Below are 16,663 nucleotides of genomic sequence, written 5' to 3' on the forward strand. Positions count from 1 at the left end.
TTTGCAACATGCCAAAAAAACTCCAGGTCAATATAAGAAAGAATATAGTAAATTAGATTTATTCAAACAATTCTATTGATCACCAATATCGCCTTTACCGTTGTATGAAATCTCAAAATAACAAAGAAAAGAAATCAGAATTTTCTTATAAAGAGACTTTAAATTTACTTAAAACTGACTTCTCAATGCGTGCTAACTCAGTTGTAAGAGAACCTGAGATTCAAGATTTTTGGGCTAATAATAATATTGATTTCGAATTAGGTTCAAACAACTCAGGAAAAACATTTACATTGCACGATGGCCCACCTTATGCAAATGGAGCTCTGCATATGGGTCATGCTCTCAATAAAGTTTTAAAGGACATAATAAATAAATACAAAACCTTGAGAGGATTCAGGGTACATTATGTTCCTGGTTGGGACTGCCATGGATTACCTATTGAATTAAAAGTACTTCAGAATTTAAAATCTGATGAAAGAAAGAATCTTGATACTCTAAATCTAAGAAAAAAAGCAACAGATTATGCATACATACAAATAAACAATCAAATGGAGGGTTTTAAAAGGTGGGGCATATGGGGAGATTGGGATAACCCTTACTTAACTCTTAAGAAAAGTTATGAATCTGCTCAAATTGGAGTATTTGGGAAAATGTTTTTAAATGGCTATATATATCGAGGTCTTAAACCTGTTCATTGGAGTCCAAGTTCGAGGACTGCACTCGCAGAAGCAGAATTAGAATATCCTGATGAACATTATTCAAAAAGTATTTATGTTTCCTTAAAAATTACTAAAGTATCTGAAAACATTTTATTAGAATTCTGCCAAGAAAATCCCAATATTGAAAAGGATGTTTTTCTAAGTAATTCTTTCATAACTATTTGGACCACCACACCATGGACCATACCCGCAAATGAAGCAGTTGCAGTTAATCCAAAAATAAAATACGTTTTTGCTATTGATGAAGATAAACGAATATACCTTTTTGCAAAAGAATTATCTTCTGAAATTAGTAACAAATTTAATAAAGATCTAAAGACTCTTCTTGAGGTTAAAGGGGCTTCCTTGGAAGATATTGAATATCAACATCCTACCAAAAATAAAAATTGCAGAATTGTGATTGGCGGTGATTACATCACTACAGAATCAGGTACTGGAATTGTTCATACTGCACCAGGTCATGGGATAGATGATTTTAATGTGGGGCAGAAATATGATCTACCTACAACATGTGTTGTTGACGAAAAAGGAAATTTAAATGAATATTCAGGCCAATTCAAAGGATCAAATGTCCTTAAAGATGCAAATGATTTAATTATTGAACATTTAAAGGGAAATAATTTCCTACTATTACAAGAAAATTATAAGCATAGATACCCTTATGATTGGAGAACCAAAAAACCAACTATTTTTAGAGCAACAGAACAATGGTTTGCATCTGTAAATGGCTTCAGATCATCTGCATTACAGGCAATCGAAGATGTTGAATGGATGCCAGCTACTGGAAAGAAAAGAATTTATTCTATGGTCATTGGTAGAGGGGATTGGTGTATTTCTAGGCAAAGGTCTTGGGGGGTTCCAATTCCAGTTTTTTATAAAAAAAATGGTAATGAAATTCTCCTAAATAGCGAGATAATTAATCATATTCAAGAACTTTTTAGTGAACATGGAGCAGATATTTGGTGGGATTGGGATGTTAAGAATCTATTGCCAGAAAATTATGCAAAAGATTCTGATTTATGGAAAAAAGGAACAGATACAATGGATGTCTGGTTCGATTCAGGATCTAGTTGGGCCGCAGTGTGTGAACAAAGAAGTGAATTACAATATCCAGCTGATCTTTATTTAGAGGGCTCAGATCAACATAGAGGTTGGTTCCAGTCTTCTTTGCTCACATCTGTTGCAGTTAATAATAAACCTCCATATAAGAAAGTTTTAACTCATGGTTTTGCACTAGATGAAAATGGAAGAAAAATGAGTAAATCTTTAGGTAATGTTGTTGATCCAAATATAATTATTAATGGCGGTAATAATAAAAAAACGGACCCTGCTTATGGAGCTGATGTCCTAAGGCTCTGGGTAAGCTCGGTAGATTATTCAGTAGATGTTCCAATTGGTTCAAATATACTCAAGCAGCTATCAGACGTTTATAGAAAAGTGCGTAATACAGCAAGATATCTTCTAGGGAATATTCATGATTATGACCCTAATATTGATAGTTTTGAAATTGATCAATTGCCGCTCTTAGATCAATGGATGTTAGGCAGACTAGTTGAGGTTACAGATCAAATATCAAATGCTTATGAAAATTATGAATTTTCAAAATTTTTTCAAATCTTACAAAGTTTTTGCGTTGTAGATCTATCAAATTTCTATTTAGATATTGCCAAGGATAGGTTATATGTAAGTTCTAAATCACAATTTAGGAGAAGATCGTGTCAGTTTGTAATGTCTAAAGTTGTTGAGAATTTAGCTGTTCTTATTTCTCCAGTACTTTGTCATATGGCTGAAGATATTTGGCAAAATATTCCATATTCAACTAAAGAAAAATCAGTTTTTCAAAGAGGATGGCCAATTTTTTCACAGTCCTGGAAAAATCAAACTCTTAATGAACACATCATGAATTTGAGAAATTTGAGAGTTGAAATTAATAAAGCTATAGAAGGATGTAGAAACAAACAAATAATAGGAGCAGCTTTAGAAACAGAGGTTAATTATTTACCTGAAGATAAAGTTGTAAAAGATTCTCTGACTTGGCTAAAAAGATTTGGTAATGAAGATGTAGATTTATTTAGGGATTGGCTTATAGTTTCAAATTTCCAAGAGGTATCCGATTTGGTTGGGAATTCTCTAATTATCGATAAAAATGAACTTGGAAAGATCCAAATATTAAAGGCTGGTGGTGAAAAATGTGATAGATGCTGGCATTATCAAAAAGAAACTTTTAGTGGAATTCACAATACAAAATTATGCAAAAGATGTTCAAATATTATTAATCTTGAATGTTCTTAAATACAATTTTTGTGATTCAAAAAGAAAACTGAGTTTTGATTTTCTCTTATAAAGTTTTCTTTGGTTTCCTTTAAGGGTGCTTTAAGAAGTTTAAACTTAGTAAGTATATATCTAAATTCAAGAACTCTTTTATAAATCTATTTCAATTGGATGCGTGGTAGAGCTACTGAAACCTTTGAAAATAATTATTTCTAACTGTTCTTTATTATTTTCTTTTAGAATGTAACCCTCTATTTTAAGTACCCTATTATTTAAGTACCCTATTATTTAAGTACCCTATTAGGTATCAAGGAACTTATTTTTTCTAAGTTATTTAATAAATCAATATCTGTCATTTTCATAGAAGGAAGAGTTTCTTCCATTTTTAGGGAATTTAATTATTGACCATTGAATCAATCCTAAAGAATAGATTAATAATGAAAATAATCCTAAAAACTTTGCTATTGGCTGAGTAAAGTTAGCTCCGAAGAAAAAATTAAATAAATTTTTGATTATAATATATAAATCTGAAGAAGGCTGAAGCCATATCTCACATGCAGCAGAATTAATAGAAGAAAAGCAGTTAAAGTTTTGCAAACTTTGGATTAAGAAATTTAGAGATATAAAAGAAAGAGACCATCTCCAGACTTTTGTCGTTGTGGTAAGGGGGTAAGTAAAGTTATATTCTTTTAATTCATCATTTATATCGTTCCAAAACCAAACTGAAATTGTCATTAATAACGTTGAAATATTTGTTACTAGAAGAGCATAATTAAACTTGCCTATTAAAAGTAAAAGGCTTATAAAAAATAAAAGGGATATTTTCCAATAAATTGATAGAAGTTTATTAACAGCTTGATTTCTTTTTTGAATTGACCAAAAGAATAAAGTAATAGGAATACCAACAAGGAAAATTATTGAAAGATTAAAAGATAGCCAAATAGAAAGTTGATTAAAAACGTTCAAAACTTTTTCTTTTTATATACATAATAATTAAACATCAAACTGTTACTTTTTAACTTACTATTGTCATAGTTATGAATATTATGAATCTTTATATTATTGCCGAGGAATAGATTAATAATTGTATGAGACAGCATGTTAATCCGCTTAGTAAAAATTTTAATGAAATTGAGAGAATCCCTTCTTTGATTGAAATGTTTGGTGATCCTAAATTGAATCTGCATTTGGATATTGGTTGTGCAGCGGGTGAGTTTCTATTTGATTTAGCTTTAGTTAATACCAGTTGGAATTATTTAGGAATTGAAATACGTGAGAAATTAGTTAAAACTGCTAAATTAAAAGTGCGAGAAAGAGGAATTAAAAATTTATATTTTGTATTTGGCAGTGCTAATAATATTTTTAATGATATCCAGATTAAATTTTTTATAGAGAATGTAAAAAGTATTTCTTTTAACTTTCCAGATCCATGGTTTAAGAAGAGACATTATAAAAGGCGCGTAATTCAGACGGAATTTATTAATACTCTCTCAAACTCATTGCAAAAAGGATCCCTGATTTTTATAAAAACTGATGTAAAGGATTTATTTGATTATATGGATTGCACTATATCTGATAATTCTAAGTTTAAAAAAATAGATAAAGAGGATTTTAATTATTCCGAAAGTTTTAATCCAAATAAAGTTAAAACTAATAGGGAGAAGTATGTGATTGTTAAACAACTTGATATTTTTGATAGGATTTATATAAAAATCTGATTCATAATTAATTCATTATTTTATTAATTTCTAAAGAGAGTTTGTTTGTTATTTCACTTGATAAAGAATTGACTTTCGTCTGATTTTTGGCCTCAACAAGAACTCGCATTAAGGGTTCTGTACCACTAGGCCTTATATAAACTCTAAAATTATCTGTATTGTTTGCCTGGTAAATTTCTATAGTTCGATCAATTAAGATTTTGGTTTTTGGATTTATTTTATTAATATTAAAATCTAAATTGATGTTGGTTAGTTTCTGAGGAAAAGGGTCGAAACTGGTTTTAAACCAATCATTTAAAGTAATATTTTTCTTTTTACAGTATTTAGCTATTTGAAGTGCAGTCAGTATCCCATCTCCAGAAAAGTTATTAATTTTTGAAAGTATATGACCTGACTGCTCACCTCCTAAAACAGCTCTTTTTTCCTTAATTGCGTCATGAACGTATTTATCTCCTACATCAGTTCTATATAAAATCCCACCAATTTTGTTCCAGGCCTTTTCAAAACCTAAATTTGCCATTTGAGTTGATATTAGTAAATTATTTGTAAGAATCTTTTGTTCCATAAGTTCTCTCCCCCAAAGAAAAAGAATATGATCTCCATCTAATACATTGCCTTTAGAATCTAATCCAATTACTCTATCGGCATCTCCATCGAAGCTAAATCCCATGTCTGCAGGATTTTCTTCTAATGCTTTTTTTATTGGTTCAAGGTTAGTAGAACCACAGTTCATATTAATTTTTAAACCATTTTTTAAGTTATTGATAACTCTTACATCAGCTCCAAGATTCCGAAAAATTTCTTTTGCGCATGTTGTCGCTGATCCATAGCAGGTGTCTAATATTATTTTCAAGCCGCTTAAATTTTCTCCGTCCATTGTGTGGATTAAGCTTTTCATATAAATATCCATAAGTTCCTTATTCGTTTTTAAAGAGAACTCTTTTTTAGTAACTGATTGATTTTGATTTTGCTCCTCAACTAATTTTTGAATTTTATTTTCAAATTCTTTAGTAATTTTTTGACCATTATGATCAAAGATTTTTATGCCATTGTATTCTGGTGGATTATGACTAGCAGATATCATTACCCCTCCACTCATTTTTTCTTTTTTGATTAAAAAAGGGATAGCTGGGGTAGGGCATATTCCAAGATTTATAAATTTCCTGCCACTTTCATTTATTCCTTTTGTTATTGCCTGAAGCAGAATATCTCCACTTATCCTTGTATCTCTTCCAATTATTATTGGATTATTATTTTCTATATTTGAACCTAAAGCATATCCAACTTTATAGGCTAGAGAATAAGTTATCTCTTTATTAAATCTTCCTCTTATCCCATCAGTTCCAAAGATTGATTGCATAATTAGATTTCAGGAATTAAATATATTCTGATCATTGTTTAGTTCTTATTTTATCAGTTGATTAAAAGGTAATCTATTTAAATTCTCTTTATTTGTCTAACTTATTTAAAATGTCTTTAGTAAGTAAAAATTTATAATGCAATCTGAGAGTAGAGAGCCACTATTAAAACCAAATTTTAATGCAATACTAGTTTTACTTATTGCTGTTATTATTATTTCTTTGATTTTATTCAGAAATATCATTTTTCAATCAACTTATCTTCTTAAGAGTTTTGGAGAATCATCTGTTGATCCTGAAATAGCTTTTAAAAACAATAAGCCTACTTTCCTTGAATTTTATGCTGAGTGGTGTGAAGTTTGCAAAGAAATGGCTCCAAAAGTATCTTCATTAAAAGAGGAATACGAGAAAGATTTTAATTTTGTTTTTTTAAATGTTGATAATCAAAAATGGGATAATTACATCCGGAAATTTGATGTTAATGGGATTCCTCAAGTTAATCTGTTTGATAAAAAAGGTAATTTAAGATTGACTTTTATTGGTAAACAAGAAGAATTTACAATAAAAGATTCTATTGATCAAATAGAAAAAGAAGCAAAATCTCACGAAGAAATTATAAATAATGAATTTTCAATATTAAAAGAAAATAATAAAAATAAAGTTAATCCTCGTAGTCATGGATGAAAATTTACCAATCTAGAGATTTTGATACGATAGGAAAACTTTGTTTAAACATAGACTTGCATTCTTGGGCAATAGACTTGTGTTCTTCCTGAGTACCATGAGCTGATCTTAAATGAATGTAATGTATCCATGATCTGCATGACCCGGACATATAGATCCTTGTTGGAGTTGCTAATGGTAAAACAAATCTCGCACATTCTTTAGCTATTCCTTCAGCAAGTAAATCTTCATATAATTCTGAAGCAGCTTCAAAATGTGATGCAATTTTTGCATTGAATCTTTTTTTTAATTCATCAGGGAGGTCAGGAATAGAATTTTGCCTGTTTTTAAAATCTTGTCTTCTCAGCTCTGGTAAAGGAATATCTCCTAATTGAGAACTGTCTGCATACCTCTGTGAAAATTCCTGAAAAGTAAACGATCTATGCCTTAATATTTGAGCTGCAATCCCTCTATTGGTTTCGATTTGTAAGGTCATAAATGACTGTTCAAATACACTCCAATGTTCATTTTTAATGCAATAACTCAGTAATTTTGAATAATCTTCATTTTTCTGGTTGTTTGGATTACTCACTCTTGCAATGTAAGCCATTGTTTTTTCCGCATCAGGTGTTAGCGAAATCAATTTAACTTTACTCATTTTAGATCTTTGCTAGAGTTACCTTTTCTGGTTGATTTTGATATTTACCTTTTCTATCTTCATATGTTGTAGAGCAAGGGTCTCCTTCAAAAAAGAGTAGTTGACAGATACCCTCGTTGGCATAAATTCTGCAATCTGCACCAGAACTATTACTAAACTCCAATGTTAGGTGACCTTCCCATCCTGCCTCTGCAGGCGTTGTATTAACTATAATCCCTAGCCTGGCATAAGTACTTTTGCCTATGCAAATTACAGTTATATTCTCTGGTACTTTCATCTTTTCTAAAGCTACCCCTAAACCATATGAGTGAGCAGGAAGAATAAAAAAGTCTCCATCATCATCATGGTGAAGAACAGTTTGTTCTAAATTATCAGGATTAAACTTTTTGGGATTCATCACAGTACCCGGGATATGTCTAAAAATTAGAAATTCTTTTGATGAAAGTCTTAAATCATAGCCATATGAGGAGCATCCGTAACTTAAAACTGGCTTTTGTTGATTGTTAGGATCAAGATGCCGTACTAAATTTGATTGGAAGGGGTTTATCATTCCTTCAGCCGCTTTTTGATTTATCCAGAGATCATTTTTAAGCATCGTTCTATGAGCGAAGTTCGGTAATTTGGTTAGCCATTAATAATAAATCTTTAGGAATATCTGTACCAGTAAGGATTACATCTCCTGATATAAATCGGTTTTCAAGTGTTGAAATCAAATCATCCTTATCGATAATTTTCATCTCAATTGCAAGAGAAATTTCATCAAGTATAATTTGGTCATTTTCACCAGAAAGTAATTCTTTTTTGCAAAAATCCCATAACTCATAAGTAGATTCATGAATAGATTCTTTTAAGTCTTTATTATTTTCAATTTCTTCAGAATGATAGTGATCAAAAGAATGTGATGATCTTACCCAAGTTAAATTACCGCAAAGCTTTACTGCATTAGCAATTCCTTGTTTAACCCCTCCTTTCATAAATTGTACTAAAAGCACTTTCCTTCCAAGAGCAGCATTTCTAAGAGAGTCTCTAATGATAGAGGAATAACTTCCTCTATAAGAAGATTGATAGATTTGGATTTGCCCGTTTTGCGGGAATCTTTTTAAGTTTATTTTGTTAACAGAACTTATTTTTACTACATCAGGATTACTTTTGGAATAACTATTAGACGAACTAATTACCATTAATTTTAGATTTCTTTTTCTACATGCAGTATAAGTTTAATTTACTTACACTGCATATAGTGTAATTTTACTTAAAAAAGCGTTGAGAAAGTTGAAACTAGCCTGAAAAAGTTTATAGAGAAAACAATAAGAATTAAAAATTGTTACTGTTGATACAAGAAATTTTAAGGTGTCTCCTTAAATTTTTTAATAGTCAAGATATTTATGATACCTGCTTCTCAAGGATTCAGCCGCTTTAGTTCGCAACAATCCGGACAAAGTAAAATTAACTCTATTGGAGAACGTTTTCCAATAAATAGAACTTTAATGGAAGTAATTAAAGGTCTAGAGGGTGCAAGCACAGAAATGGTAGAGAGATCTAAAACAATTTTTTTTCCTGGGGATCCTGCAGAGAGGGTTTATCTGATAAGAAGAGGAGCCGTAAGGTTGTCAAGAGTTTATGAGTCAGGTGAAGAGATAACTGTTGCTCTTTTAAGAGAAAATAGTCTCTTTGGTGTTTTATCTCTTCTAACAGGACATAGATCTGATCGTTTTTATCATGCCATAGCATTCACAAGAGTTGAAATGATAACAGCCCCTGCAAATTCTGTTTTAAGAGCAATAGAGGAAGATGCTTCCGTAGGGCTATTATTGTTGCAGGGTCTTTCCAGTAGGATCCTACAAACAGAAACAATGATAGAAACTCTTACTCATAGAGATATGTCTTCTCGTTTAGTAAGCTTCTTAATGGTTCTTTGTAGAGACTTTGGAGTTGCAAGTGAAAAAGGTATTACAATAGATTTAAGACTTTCACATCAAGCTATTGCTGAAGCTATTGGTTCAACAAGAGTAACGATTACAAGATTATTAGGCGATTTAAAGGATTCCGGGCTCCTAATTATTGAAAGAAAAAAGATTACAGTATTTGATCCAATAGCTCTTGCAAAAAGATTTAATTGATTCATCATTCATTATGATGTATTGAGTGTATTAAATAGCGTGGCCTGGATTTTAATTATTTTTATAATATTGCTCGGGGGATTAATTGCACCATTTGCTGATCTGCTTGGTACAAAGATTGGTAAAGCAAGATTTAGTATCTTAAAATTAAGACCAAAGAAAACAGCGACAATTGTAACGATAATAACTGGAGGTTTTATTAGTGCAATATCTATAGGATTATTGATTTTAGTTAGTGAAGAATTTAGGCAAAGACTTTTTGTTGATATTCCTTTTTTACAAAGAACTTTGGATGAGAGCAAAAAGGCGCTTCTTCCTTTGCAGGAAGAAAGAAAGAGGCTTGAAGATAAGATTGATAATAAAGAAAAGGAATTAAATAAGCTAAAAAGTGATGTTAAAGAATTTAGAAGAGGAAATGTAGTTATTAAAAGAGGGCAGACTTTATTTATTGCACAAGTTACTTCTAATTCAAATATAAAATTAGATCTAGGGAAAATTTACAATAGTGCAGATATATATGTTCAGGAAATTGTAATTCCTAGTAAAAAAAACATAAAAAATATTCTTTTGTGGAGACCTAGTGATATTTCTGAAATTGAAGAAGTGACTTCAAAAGGCGGCAATTGGATCATATTGATTAAATCAGCAACTAATGTTTTGAGAGGAGATAATTTTGTTTTTGTATACCCCGAATTGCTGCAAAATAAAATCATTGTAAGAAGAGGAGAAGTTATAACTAGCGAAATTCTTGAAAAAAAAGATGTTGATTATAAGCAGATAAATTCAAAAATTAAAATTTTGTTGAGAAAAACTAGAGACGAAATCAAGTTAAGAGGATCTATTGTTAACGAAATTACTACTAGAGGGGACTTTATTAAGAAAATTAGAGATACGTTGAAGATAAATCAAAATAATAAATATCGATTAGAGGTTGTATCCTTAAAAGAAAGTAAAACTGCTGATCCTATAATAGTTGATTTGAATATTTCCAAATTATAAAATTGAATGTTTAAATTAATATCTATCGACCCTGGTAAATATAAATGTGGGTTAGTTTTAGCTGAAATAAGTGAAAAAAAAGTTTATAAAGCCATTATTCTTAAAAGTGAATTACTTGCGGATTATGTCAGGAATCTAAATACCGTTGAAGACATATCAAAAATTGTTATTGGTAACGGTACAAACAGTAGAAAGATTATAGAAAAACTGGATTTTTTGACACAAGAAATAATAACTTTTGAAGAGAAAAATACTACTTATAGAGCTAAAGCAAGATATTTCGAACTTTTTCCCATAAGTGGCTTGAAGTTTTTAATACCAAGGGAGGTTTTTATTCTGAATAAAAATCTCGATGCGATATCGGCGTTGATAATTTTAGAGGATTATTGCAAAATGAAGTTTACTTTGAGTCAAAATATAGATTTTAAAACTTGGCTGAAATAGTAAACTTATATTCATTACCTGCTTCTAGTTCATAATCTTTTTTCAATAAAAATCTTAATAAGGCATCCTCAATTAATGCTCTTCCCAAAGGAGGATGAACTAATAATAAACCTTTATTAAAAGACCATGTAAAAGTCCATTTAAATTGACTAGCTTCCACAACGCCCTTAATTTGTTTTTTTGAGAAGCAATATTCTTTAACACTTACATTGGCTATTGTTTCAGGTTTTGAACGCATCTGTTAAATTTTGTCTTTATCAAAAGAATTTAATTCATTTATTATATATTCTTCTTTTTTAGTATTTAATTGTTCGAGCGATTCTATTACCTTCTTGTATACTTTATCCAATATTAATTTTTCTTCTAGAGAAATATTGCCTAATACATGAGAAATCGTATTGAAATTATTTGTTCCTTTAATTGATGGAGGAGAACCAATACCAATTCTTATTCTATTAAAGTTATGAGTTTGCAAGTTTTCAATGATGCTTTTAAGACCATTATGTCCACCTGAGCTCCCTTTTTTTCTAAATCTTATTTTTCCAAGAGGTAGATCTATATCATCGACTATTATGAAAATCTGATCTAAATTAATTTTGTACCAATCAACTATTGCTCGGACTGCATCCCCACTATTATTCATAAAGGTATTTGGTAAAAATAACCTGTAAGTGGAATCATTGATTTTGAATTCTGAGCAGGAACTTTTAATTTTATCCTTTAACAAAAAATTTGAATTATATTTTTTAGAGAGGTTTTCAAGAAGCAAAAAACCAATATTATGTCTACTTTTTGAGTATCGTTTACCAGGATTTCCCAACCCAATTAAATATATTTCATTCATAATGTATTTCTAAATCTCTTTCCATTGAGAATTATAAATATACAAACAAACTTTAACTAGGTAAATTAAAACAAAAATTCCAAAAATGTTTATTTAGTAATATTCATATGAATAAAATAACTTTTTGAGAGAATTTCAGCAAGTTAGTTTCCGCTCCAATCTACTGAAAAACCTTGTAATAGAAGGGATTGGTTATAAATTTGTAGAAGAATCACTAAGAAAACAAGAAGTAGTAATCCTATGACTGTCATCACAGGAACTGCTCCCCAACCAGGTACAACTTTTCCTTGACCTGAATTGCCAATTGCTTTTAAAAGACTTCCTAATGCTGTTTTTTGACCCATGTTGAATTCACAAAATCGAATATTATTTCGTTATTGTATAAGAACTTATACATAAATTGTTTACAAACTTAGCAAAATTGATGCAAACTTTATCATCTGCTCCAGATCCTGCAGTTTCCATAGCAGTTACAATTCTGGCAATACTTATAGCTTTGACCGGTTTTGGTCTTTGGACTGCATTTGGACCCAAAGCTGCAAAGCTTACAGATCCTTGGGATGACCATGATGATTAATTTTCCTTAAAAGTATTTCAAAATTTTCCAAAAATACAAAAAGTAAACCTTTTACCATAAATTAAATATAAATTTAATAGGATATAAATCTGTTAGCACACGTAATTCCATGCTTGCCTTAAAAATTTCTGTTTACACTATTGTCTTTTTCTTTGTTGGAATCTTTCTATTCGGATTTTTAGCATCTGATCCAACTAGAACACCAAATAGAAAAGATCTAGAAAGTCCTCAAGATTAATCTTTAAATTAATTTAAATTGAATTCAGGAATATCAAAAAAATTAATATTCTCAACTTTTTTATTTATTAATTTTATCCAGCCAGGTAAATGTGCTGACTTACACAAATTTAATAATAGGGAAGCTAATATAGTCTTTCAAACAGGTTCTTCAAAAATATTAAATACCAAAAAATCATCACATTTATCATTTAATAATAATTTTGAAAACATTCTTCCTAAAGAAAATTTTTTAGAGAAAAATCCAGTTCTGTTCTTAGCTGCATTAAGTGAAAAGCAAGAAGAGTTAGTAATACAATCAGATAAACAGTCTGAAATAAATGATGTTATTTATGCAGAAGGCAACGTATCTGTTTCATACAAAGGTAAACTTCTTAAAGCAGATAATTTAATTTACAATAAGTTAAATAAAAAAATTAGTGCTGAAGGAAATATATCCTTCATATTAGGGGATCAAATCTTTAAAGTTTCACAACTAGAGTACAGTTTCATTAGTGAAAAAGGTTATTTATTAGATGTTAAGGGATCTATTAATACCAATGCCTTGATATCTGACTTATCCTCAAATTTCAGCTTATCAGATTCTACTAAGATAGAAGAATTACTTGAATTAAAAAAAAAGGAAGTTTTAAATACTCCCGGAAAGGTTGATAATTGGTTATTTTTGACAGACAAAATGACTATAGATGGGAATAAATGGAAAAGTAAGAAGGCTGTATTTAGTAATGATTTACTTGAATTGAAACAAGTAAAATTAGCAGTTAATTCATTAGAAGTTATTTCTAAAGGAGATGCATTACAATTTAAGTCATCATTAAATTATTTAATTTTAGATGAAAAAGTATCAATCCCTTTTTGGTTTGGAAAGAGAACTTTAGCTAAGTCTGAAGAATTCTTAGATTTTGAAAATAGATGGACTCTAGGATACGACAATTTAGATAAGGATGGTTATTTTATTGGTAGAAAATTTAACTCTGTAGATCTATCTGATGATTTTGTACTTAATTTAGAGCCTCAATTCTTAATCCATCGCTCACTAAAAGGTTACACAAAAAGTTTTGTAAAGAAAGGCGACTTAATAACTTCAGAGAAGGTTAAAAGAAATGCAAGTTTTAATGATTATTTTGCTCTAAAATCCCAAATAAAAGGCAGAGCTAATAATTGGGATTTAGAAATAGAAAATAATTTTAATTCCTTAGATGTTGATAAATTTTCAGATGCATTTAGATCAAAGACTTCTTTAAATAAAGAAATTAATTTTTTTCATTCCAAATGGAATAAAAGCTTTTTTGGGATTTATCGAGATAGAGTTTGGAATGGTTCATTGGGTGAAGCGGAGATTTATTTAGGTTATGGTTCAAAATTGCAAAAGGTAAATACTTGGGTTGTTAATGGCATTAAAAAGACAGAATTATTATCTATAGGTTTTGCTAATATAAAAGCAGAGGATTTAAATACAAAAAATCTGGTAACCAACCTAAAAGGTAACTTGTTTTATTCTCTAGATCAGAAATTTCCTATTAGTATTGATGATCCTAAAAATAAATCTATAGATATTTCGTACAAGTACAGTCCTGAAAAAATTACTAAAGGATTAATTCTTAACACAAGATTAGAAGCATTATATTCGTTCTACGAAAATGGAGACCATCAGGAATATATAGGTGTAGGTATAGGCCCAGAATTAATAATGGGTAATTTAAAAAATAAAATGTTTGATTATACTCGTTTAAGTCTTTTTCCTTTCTACAAAATTAAAAGTGGAGAAAGTCCTTTTAAATTCGACCAAAATTATGATAATTTTACTTTAAATATTGCTCTTGATCAGCAATTATATGGACCAGTTATTCTCAAAAGTGTTGGGACTTTAAACCTAACAAATGATTCTGATGATTATGGTGAATTTATAGATTCTAAAATCTCATTAAATTGGAAAAAAAGATCCTATGAATTTGGTATTTTTTATCAACCTCATAATCAAGCAGGAGGAATTTCTTTTAGTCTCTTTGGATTTAAATAGTTATAAGAAATCAGCATTGAATTTCAAATAGGGTAAATCGTTAAATTTATTTTCAATTAGATTTTCATTCTCAAGTAGTGTTGAAGTTGCATCCCATTCTCCTGATAAAAACATTTTTCTTGAGCTTTTTTTAATCTCAAGTTTAAAATTAAAATCTGTTGATTTTGCCAAGGAATTTTCCAGATCAATTTCTAAGAATAACAATTTATTAGCGTTATATTTTTGGAGTTCTTGTATTGATTTTTTAGGAAGCGTAAAACATGGAATTCCAATTGCAATACAGTTACTATAAAAAATCTCGGCGAAACTCTCGCCTATGATTGCTTTTATACCCCATCTCATCAGTGCTTGGGGGGCATGTTCTCTGCTTGAACCACATCCAAAATTGCTATTAACAATTAGTATTGAGGCATTTTTGTTTTCCTCTAGATCGAAAGGATGCCTTCCGTTTAAAGTTTCTCGATCGTCTTCAAAAACAGATTCGCCCAATGAATCAAAGTTAATAGACTTTAAGAAACGAGCTGGAATTATTCGATCTGTATCAATGTCGTTACCAATCAATGAGATGCATTTCCCATTTATTTGTGAAATTGTTCCAATTGGTGCGGTAAACTCTGATTTCATTTTTGCATAAATTCTCTAACGTCACTAACTTTGCCATTAATTGCAGCAGCAGCAACCATTGCTGGACTCATTAGGAGTGTCCTGCCGGTAGGAGATCCTTGCCTACCCTTGAAATTTCTATTACTAGAACTAGCACTAACTTGATTGCCTATTAGCTTATCTGAATTCATTGCTAAACACATTGAGCAGCCTGGCTCTCTCCATTGAAATCCAGAATCCTTAAAGATCTTATCAAGACCTTCGTGTTTTGCTTCATTGGCCACTTTTTCTGAACCGGGTACGACAAAAGCTTTTACATTCTTAGATATTTTTTTGTCTTTCAATACTTTAGCTGCAACTCTTAAGTCACTGATTCTCCCATTAGTGCAACTCCCTATGAAACAAACATCTACGGGAGTATCTTTTATTGATTGCCCTGGCTTGAAACTCATATATTCATAAGCCTCTTCGGCAACCGACTTGTCATTTGTGGATAAGTCATTTAAAAGAGGAATTTGTTGATTAATGCTTATACTTTGACCCGGAGTGATTCCCCAAGTTACAGTTGGTTCTACTTTTGAAGCATCTAATTTAATTACATCGTCGTAAATAGAATTATGATCGCTTTTTAATGATTTCCACCATATGAGAGCTTCATCCCAATGCTCATTTTTAGGAGCACATAATTTATTTTTAATGTAACTAAAGGTCTTTTCATCAGGGTTTATGTAGCCACATCTAGCTCCACCTTCAATAGACATATTGCATATTGTCATTCTTTCTTCCATTGATAATGCATTAATCGCAGGTCCTGCGAATTCATATGCAAAACCTACCCCAGCTTTTACGCCAAGTTTATTAATAATATGAAGCACTAAATCCTTAGCATAAACTCCATAAGATAATTTATTTTCACACCAAATCTGCCTTACCTTTAGTTTGTTCATGGCTATTGTTTGGGTTGCAAGAACATCTCTTACTTGGCTTGTACCTATCCCAAAAGCAATTGACCCAAAAGCTCCATGAGTTGAAGTATGTGAATCTCCACAAGCTATTGTCATTCCTGGCTGCGTTAGCCCCAACTCTGGAGCCACTACATGTACTATTCCTTGATTACCACTAGCAATATTAAAGAATCTTATTTTATGTTCTAAGCAATTCTTCTCTAATGTGCTAATCATTTGTTCCGCAAGATTATCTTTGAAAGGCCTGCTCTGATTATCTGTTGGCACAATATGATCAACTGTGGCAACAGTTCTATTAGGGAATTTTACTTTTAAGTTTTTGTCTTTTAAAGCACCAAATGCTTGAGGACTTGTCACTTCATGGATGAGGTGAAGACCAATAAAAATTTGATCTGAGCCACCCGGAAGACTTGAAACTTTGTGTAAATCCCAAACTTTATCAAATAAGGTATCTTGACTCAATTTTT

Annotated in this window: 19 protein-coding genes; 9 read left to right on the top strand and 10 right to left on the bottom strand. The window is 30.5% G+C overall.

The features are described from left to right. Nucleotides 1-104 precede the first annotated feature (104 nt). Nucleotides 105-3,011 (top strand): isoleucine--tRNA ligase, encoded by a 2,907-nt coding sequence (gene ileS, locus HA146_RS01280; RefSeq protein WP_209107803.1) that lies wholly within the window; start codon nucleotides 105-107, stop codon nucleotides 3,009-3,011. A gap of 321 nt (nucleotides 3,012-3,332) precedes the next feature. Here the strand turns inward: ileS and HA146_RS01285 are convergent, their stop codons facing one another. Further along, on the bottom strand, nucleotides 3,333-3,956 hold the full coding sequence (locus HA146_RS01285) for a DUF3177 family protein (protein WP_209107804.1): 624 nt from the start codon (nucleotides 3,954-3,956) through the stop codon (nucleotides 3,333-3,335). A 122-nt stretch (nucleotides 3,957-4,078) separates the two neighbouring features. Here HA146_RS01285 and trmB point away from each other — a divergent pair, with 122 nt between their 5' ends. Beyond that, nucleotides 4,079-4,708, top strand: a complete 630-nt coding sequence (gene trmB / locus HA146_RS01290) for a tRNA (guanosine(46)-N7)-methyltransferase TrmB (protein ID WP_209107805.1) — start codon at nucleotides 4,079-4,081, stop codon at nucleotides 4,706-4,708. A gap of 7 nt (nucleotides 4,709-4,715) precedes the next feature. On the opposite strand, the gene HA146_RS01295 is transcribed toward trmB, so the two are convergent. Then, nucleotides 4,716-6,068, bottom strand: coding sequence for a phosphoglucosamine mutase (locus HA146_RS01295; protein ID WP_209107806.1), 1,353 nt, complete (start codon nucleotides 6,066-6,068; stop codon nucleotides 4,716-4,718). Between the two features lie 136 nt (nucleotides 6,069-6,204). Here HA146_RS01295 and HA146_RS01300 point away from each other — a divergent pair, with 136 nt between their 5' ends. Continuing rightward, on the top strand, nucleotides 6,205-6,750 hold the full coding sequence (locus HA146_RS01300) for a thioredoxin domain-containing protein (RefSeq protein WP_209107807.1): 546 nt from the start codon (nucleotides 6,205-6,207) through the stop codon (nucleotides 6,748-6,750). Nucleotides 6,751-6,754: 4 nt separating this feature from the next. On the opposite strand, the gene thyX is transcribed toward HA146_RS01300, so the two are convergent. The 3 genes from thyX to HA146_RS01315 are packed head-to-tail and all read right to left on the bottom strand — an operon-like array spanning nucleotide 6,755 to nucleotide 8,568. Next, nucleotides 6,755-7,387, bottom strand: a complete 633-nt coding sequence (gene thyX, locus HA146_RS01305; protein WP_209107808.1) for an FAD-dependent thymidylate synthase — start codon at nucleotides 7,385-7,387, stop codon at nucleotides 6,755-6,757. Between the two features lies 1 nt (nucleotide 7,388). Next, nucleotides 7,389-7,982 carry a dCTP deaminase gene (gene dcd, locus HA146_RS01310; RefSeq protein ID WP_209107809.1) on the bottom strand — a complete coding sequence of 198 codons (594 nt, stop codon included), beginning with the start codon at nucleotides 7,980-7,982 and terminating at the stop codon, nucleotides 7,389-7,391. A 4-nt stretch (nucleotides 7,983-7,986) separates the two neighbouring features. Further along, nucleotides 7,987-8,568, bottom strand: a complete 582-nt coding sequence (locus HA146_RS01315; RefSeq protein WP_209107810.1) for a cob(I)yrinic acid a,c-diamide adenosyltransferase — start codon at nucleotides 8,566-8,568, stop codon at nucleotides 7,987-7,989. 204 nt (nucleotides 8,569-8,772) lie between these two features. Here HA146_RS01315 and ntcA point away from each other — a divergent pair, with 204 nt between their 5' ends. The 3 genes from ntcA to HA146_RS01330 are packed head-to-tail and all read left to right on the top strand — an operon-like array spanning nucleotide 8,773 to nucleotide 10,950. Then, entirely contained in the window at nucleotides 8,773-9,507 is a 735-nt protein-coding gene (gene ntcA, locus HA146_RS01320; RefSeq protein WP_209107811.1) for a global nitrogen regulator NtcA, read from the top strand. Between the two features lie 39 nt (nucleotides 9,508-9,546). Then, nucleotides 9,547-10,506 carry a DUF3084 domain-containing protein gene (locus HA146_RS01325; RefSeq protein WP_209108455.1) on the top strand — a complete coding sequence of 320 codons (960 nt, stop codon included), beginning with the start codon at nucleotides 9,547-9,549 and terminating at the stop codon, nucleotides 10,504-10,506. 6 nt (nucleotides 10,507-10,512) lie between these two features. Next, entirely contained in the window at nucleotides 10,513-10,950 is a 438-nt protein-coding gene (locus HA146_RS01330) for a hypothetical protein (protein ID WP_209107812.1), read from the top strand. Here the strand turns inward: HA146_RS01330 and HA146_RS01335 are convergent. The 3 genes from HA146_RS01335 to psbH form a co-directional block, all read right to left on the bottom strand. Further along, the gene (locus HA146_RS01335) at nucleotides 10,931-11,188 is read right to left on the bottom strand and encodes a DUF3146 family protein (RefSeq protein WP_209107813.1); all 258 of its coding nucleotides are present in this window, start codon (nucleotides 11,186-11,188) and stop codon (nucleotides 10,931-10,933) included. The genes HA146_RS01330 and HA146_RS01335 overlap by 20 nt on opposite strands. Nucleotides 11,189-11,191: 3 nt before the next feature. Next, nucleotides 11,192-11,794, bottom strand: a complete 603-nt coding sequence (gene pth, locus HA146_RS01340; protein ID WP_209107814.1) for an aminoacyl-tRNA hydrolase — start codon at nucleotides 11,792-11,794, stop codon at nucleotides 11,192-11,194. A 143-nt stretch (nucleotides 11,795-11,937) separates the two neighbouring features. After that, nucleotides 11,938-12,138 carry a photosystem II reaction center phosphoprotein PsbH gene (gene psbH / locus HA146_RS01345; RefSeq protein WP_209107815.1) on the bottom strand — a complete coding sequence of 67 codons (201 nt, stop codon included), beginning with the start codon at nucleotides 12,136-12,138 and terminating at the stop codon, nucleotides 11,938-11,940. Nucleotides 12,139-12,218: 80 nt separating this feature from the next. On the opposite strand from psbH, the gene psbN reads away from it, so the two are divergent. The 3 genes from psbN (at nucleotide 12,219) to HA146_RS01360 (ending at nucleotide 14,628) form a co-directional block, all read left to right on the top strand. Next, complete coding sequence (gene psbN, locus HA146_RS01350) at nucleotides 12,219-12,371, top strand: photosystem II reaction center protein PsbN (protein ID WP_209107816.1); 153 nt, start codon at nucleotides 12,219-12,221, stop codon at nucleotides 12,369-12,371. Nucleotides 12,372-12,480: 109 nt separating this feature from the next. Further along, nucleotides 12,481-12,609: a photosystem II reaction center protein I gene (locus HA146_RS01355; RefSeq protein ID WP_002805124.1), complete on the top strand. Its 129-nt coding sequence runs from the start codon at nucleotides 12,481-12,483 to the stop codon at nucleotides 12,607-12,609. Between the two features lie 18 nt (nucleotides 12,610-12,627). Continuing rightward, on the top strand, nucleotides 12,628-14,628 hold the full coding sequence (locus HA146_RS01360; RefSeq protein ID WP_209107817.1) for a DUF3769 domain-containing protein: 2,001 nt from the start codon (nucleotides 12,628-12,630) through the stop codon (nucleotides 14,626-14,628). Here the strand turns inward: HA146_RS01360 and leuD are convergent, their stop codons facing one another. Together leuD and leuC are read right to left on the bottom strand one after the other, a co-directional pair. Continuing rightward, the gene (gene leuD, locus HA146_RS01365; RefSeq protein WP_209107818.1) at nucleotides 14,629-15,252 is read right to left on the bottom strand and encodes a 3-isopropylmalate dehydratase small subunit; all 624 of its coding nucleotides are present in this window, start codon (nucleotides 15,250-15,252) and stop codon (nucleotides 14,629-14,631) included. Beyond that, a complete protein-coding gene (gene leuC, locus HA146_RS01370; RefSeq protein WP_209107819.1) occupies nucleotides 15,249-16,658 on the bottom strand; it encodes a 3-isopropylmalate dehydratase large subunit in 1,410 nt (469 codons plus the stop codon). The genes leuD and leuC overlap by 4 nt, the downstream gene beginning before the upstream one ends. Between the last annotated feature and the right edge of the window lie 5 nt (nucleotides 16,659-16,663).

The sequence above is a fragment of the Prochlorococcus marinus CUG1416 genome (assembly GCF_017695965.1).
Classification (GTDB): domain Bacteria; phylum Cyanobacteriota; class Cyanobacteriia; order PCC-6307; family Cyanobiaceae; genus Prochlorococcus_A.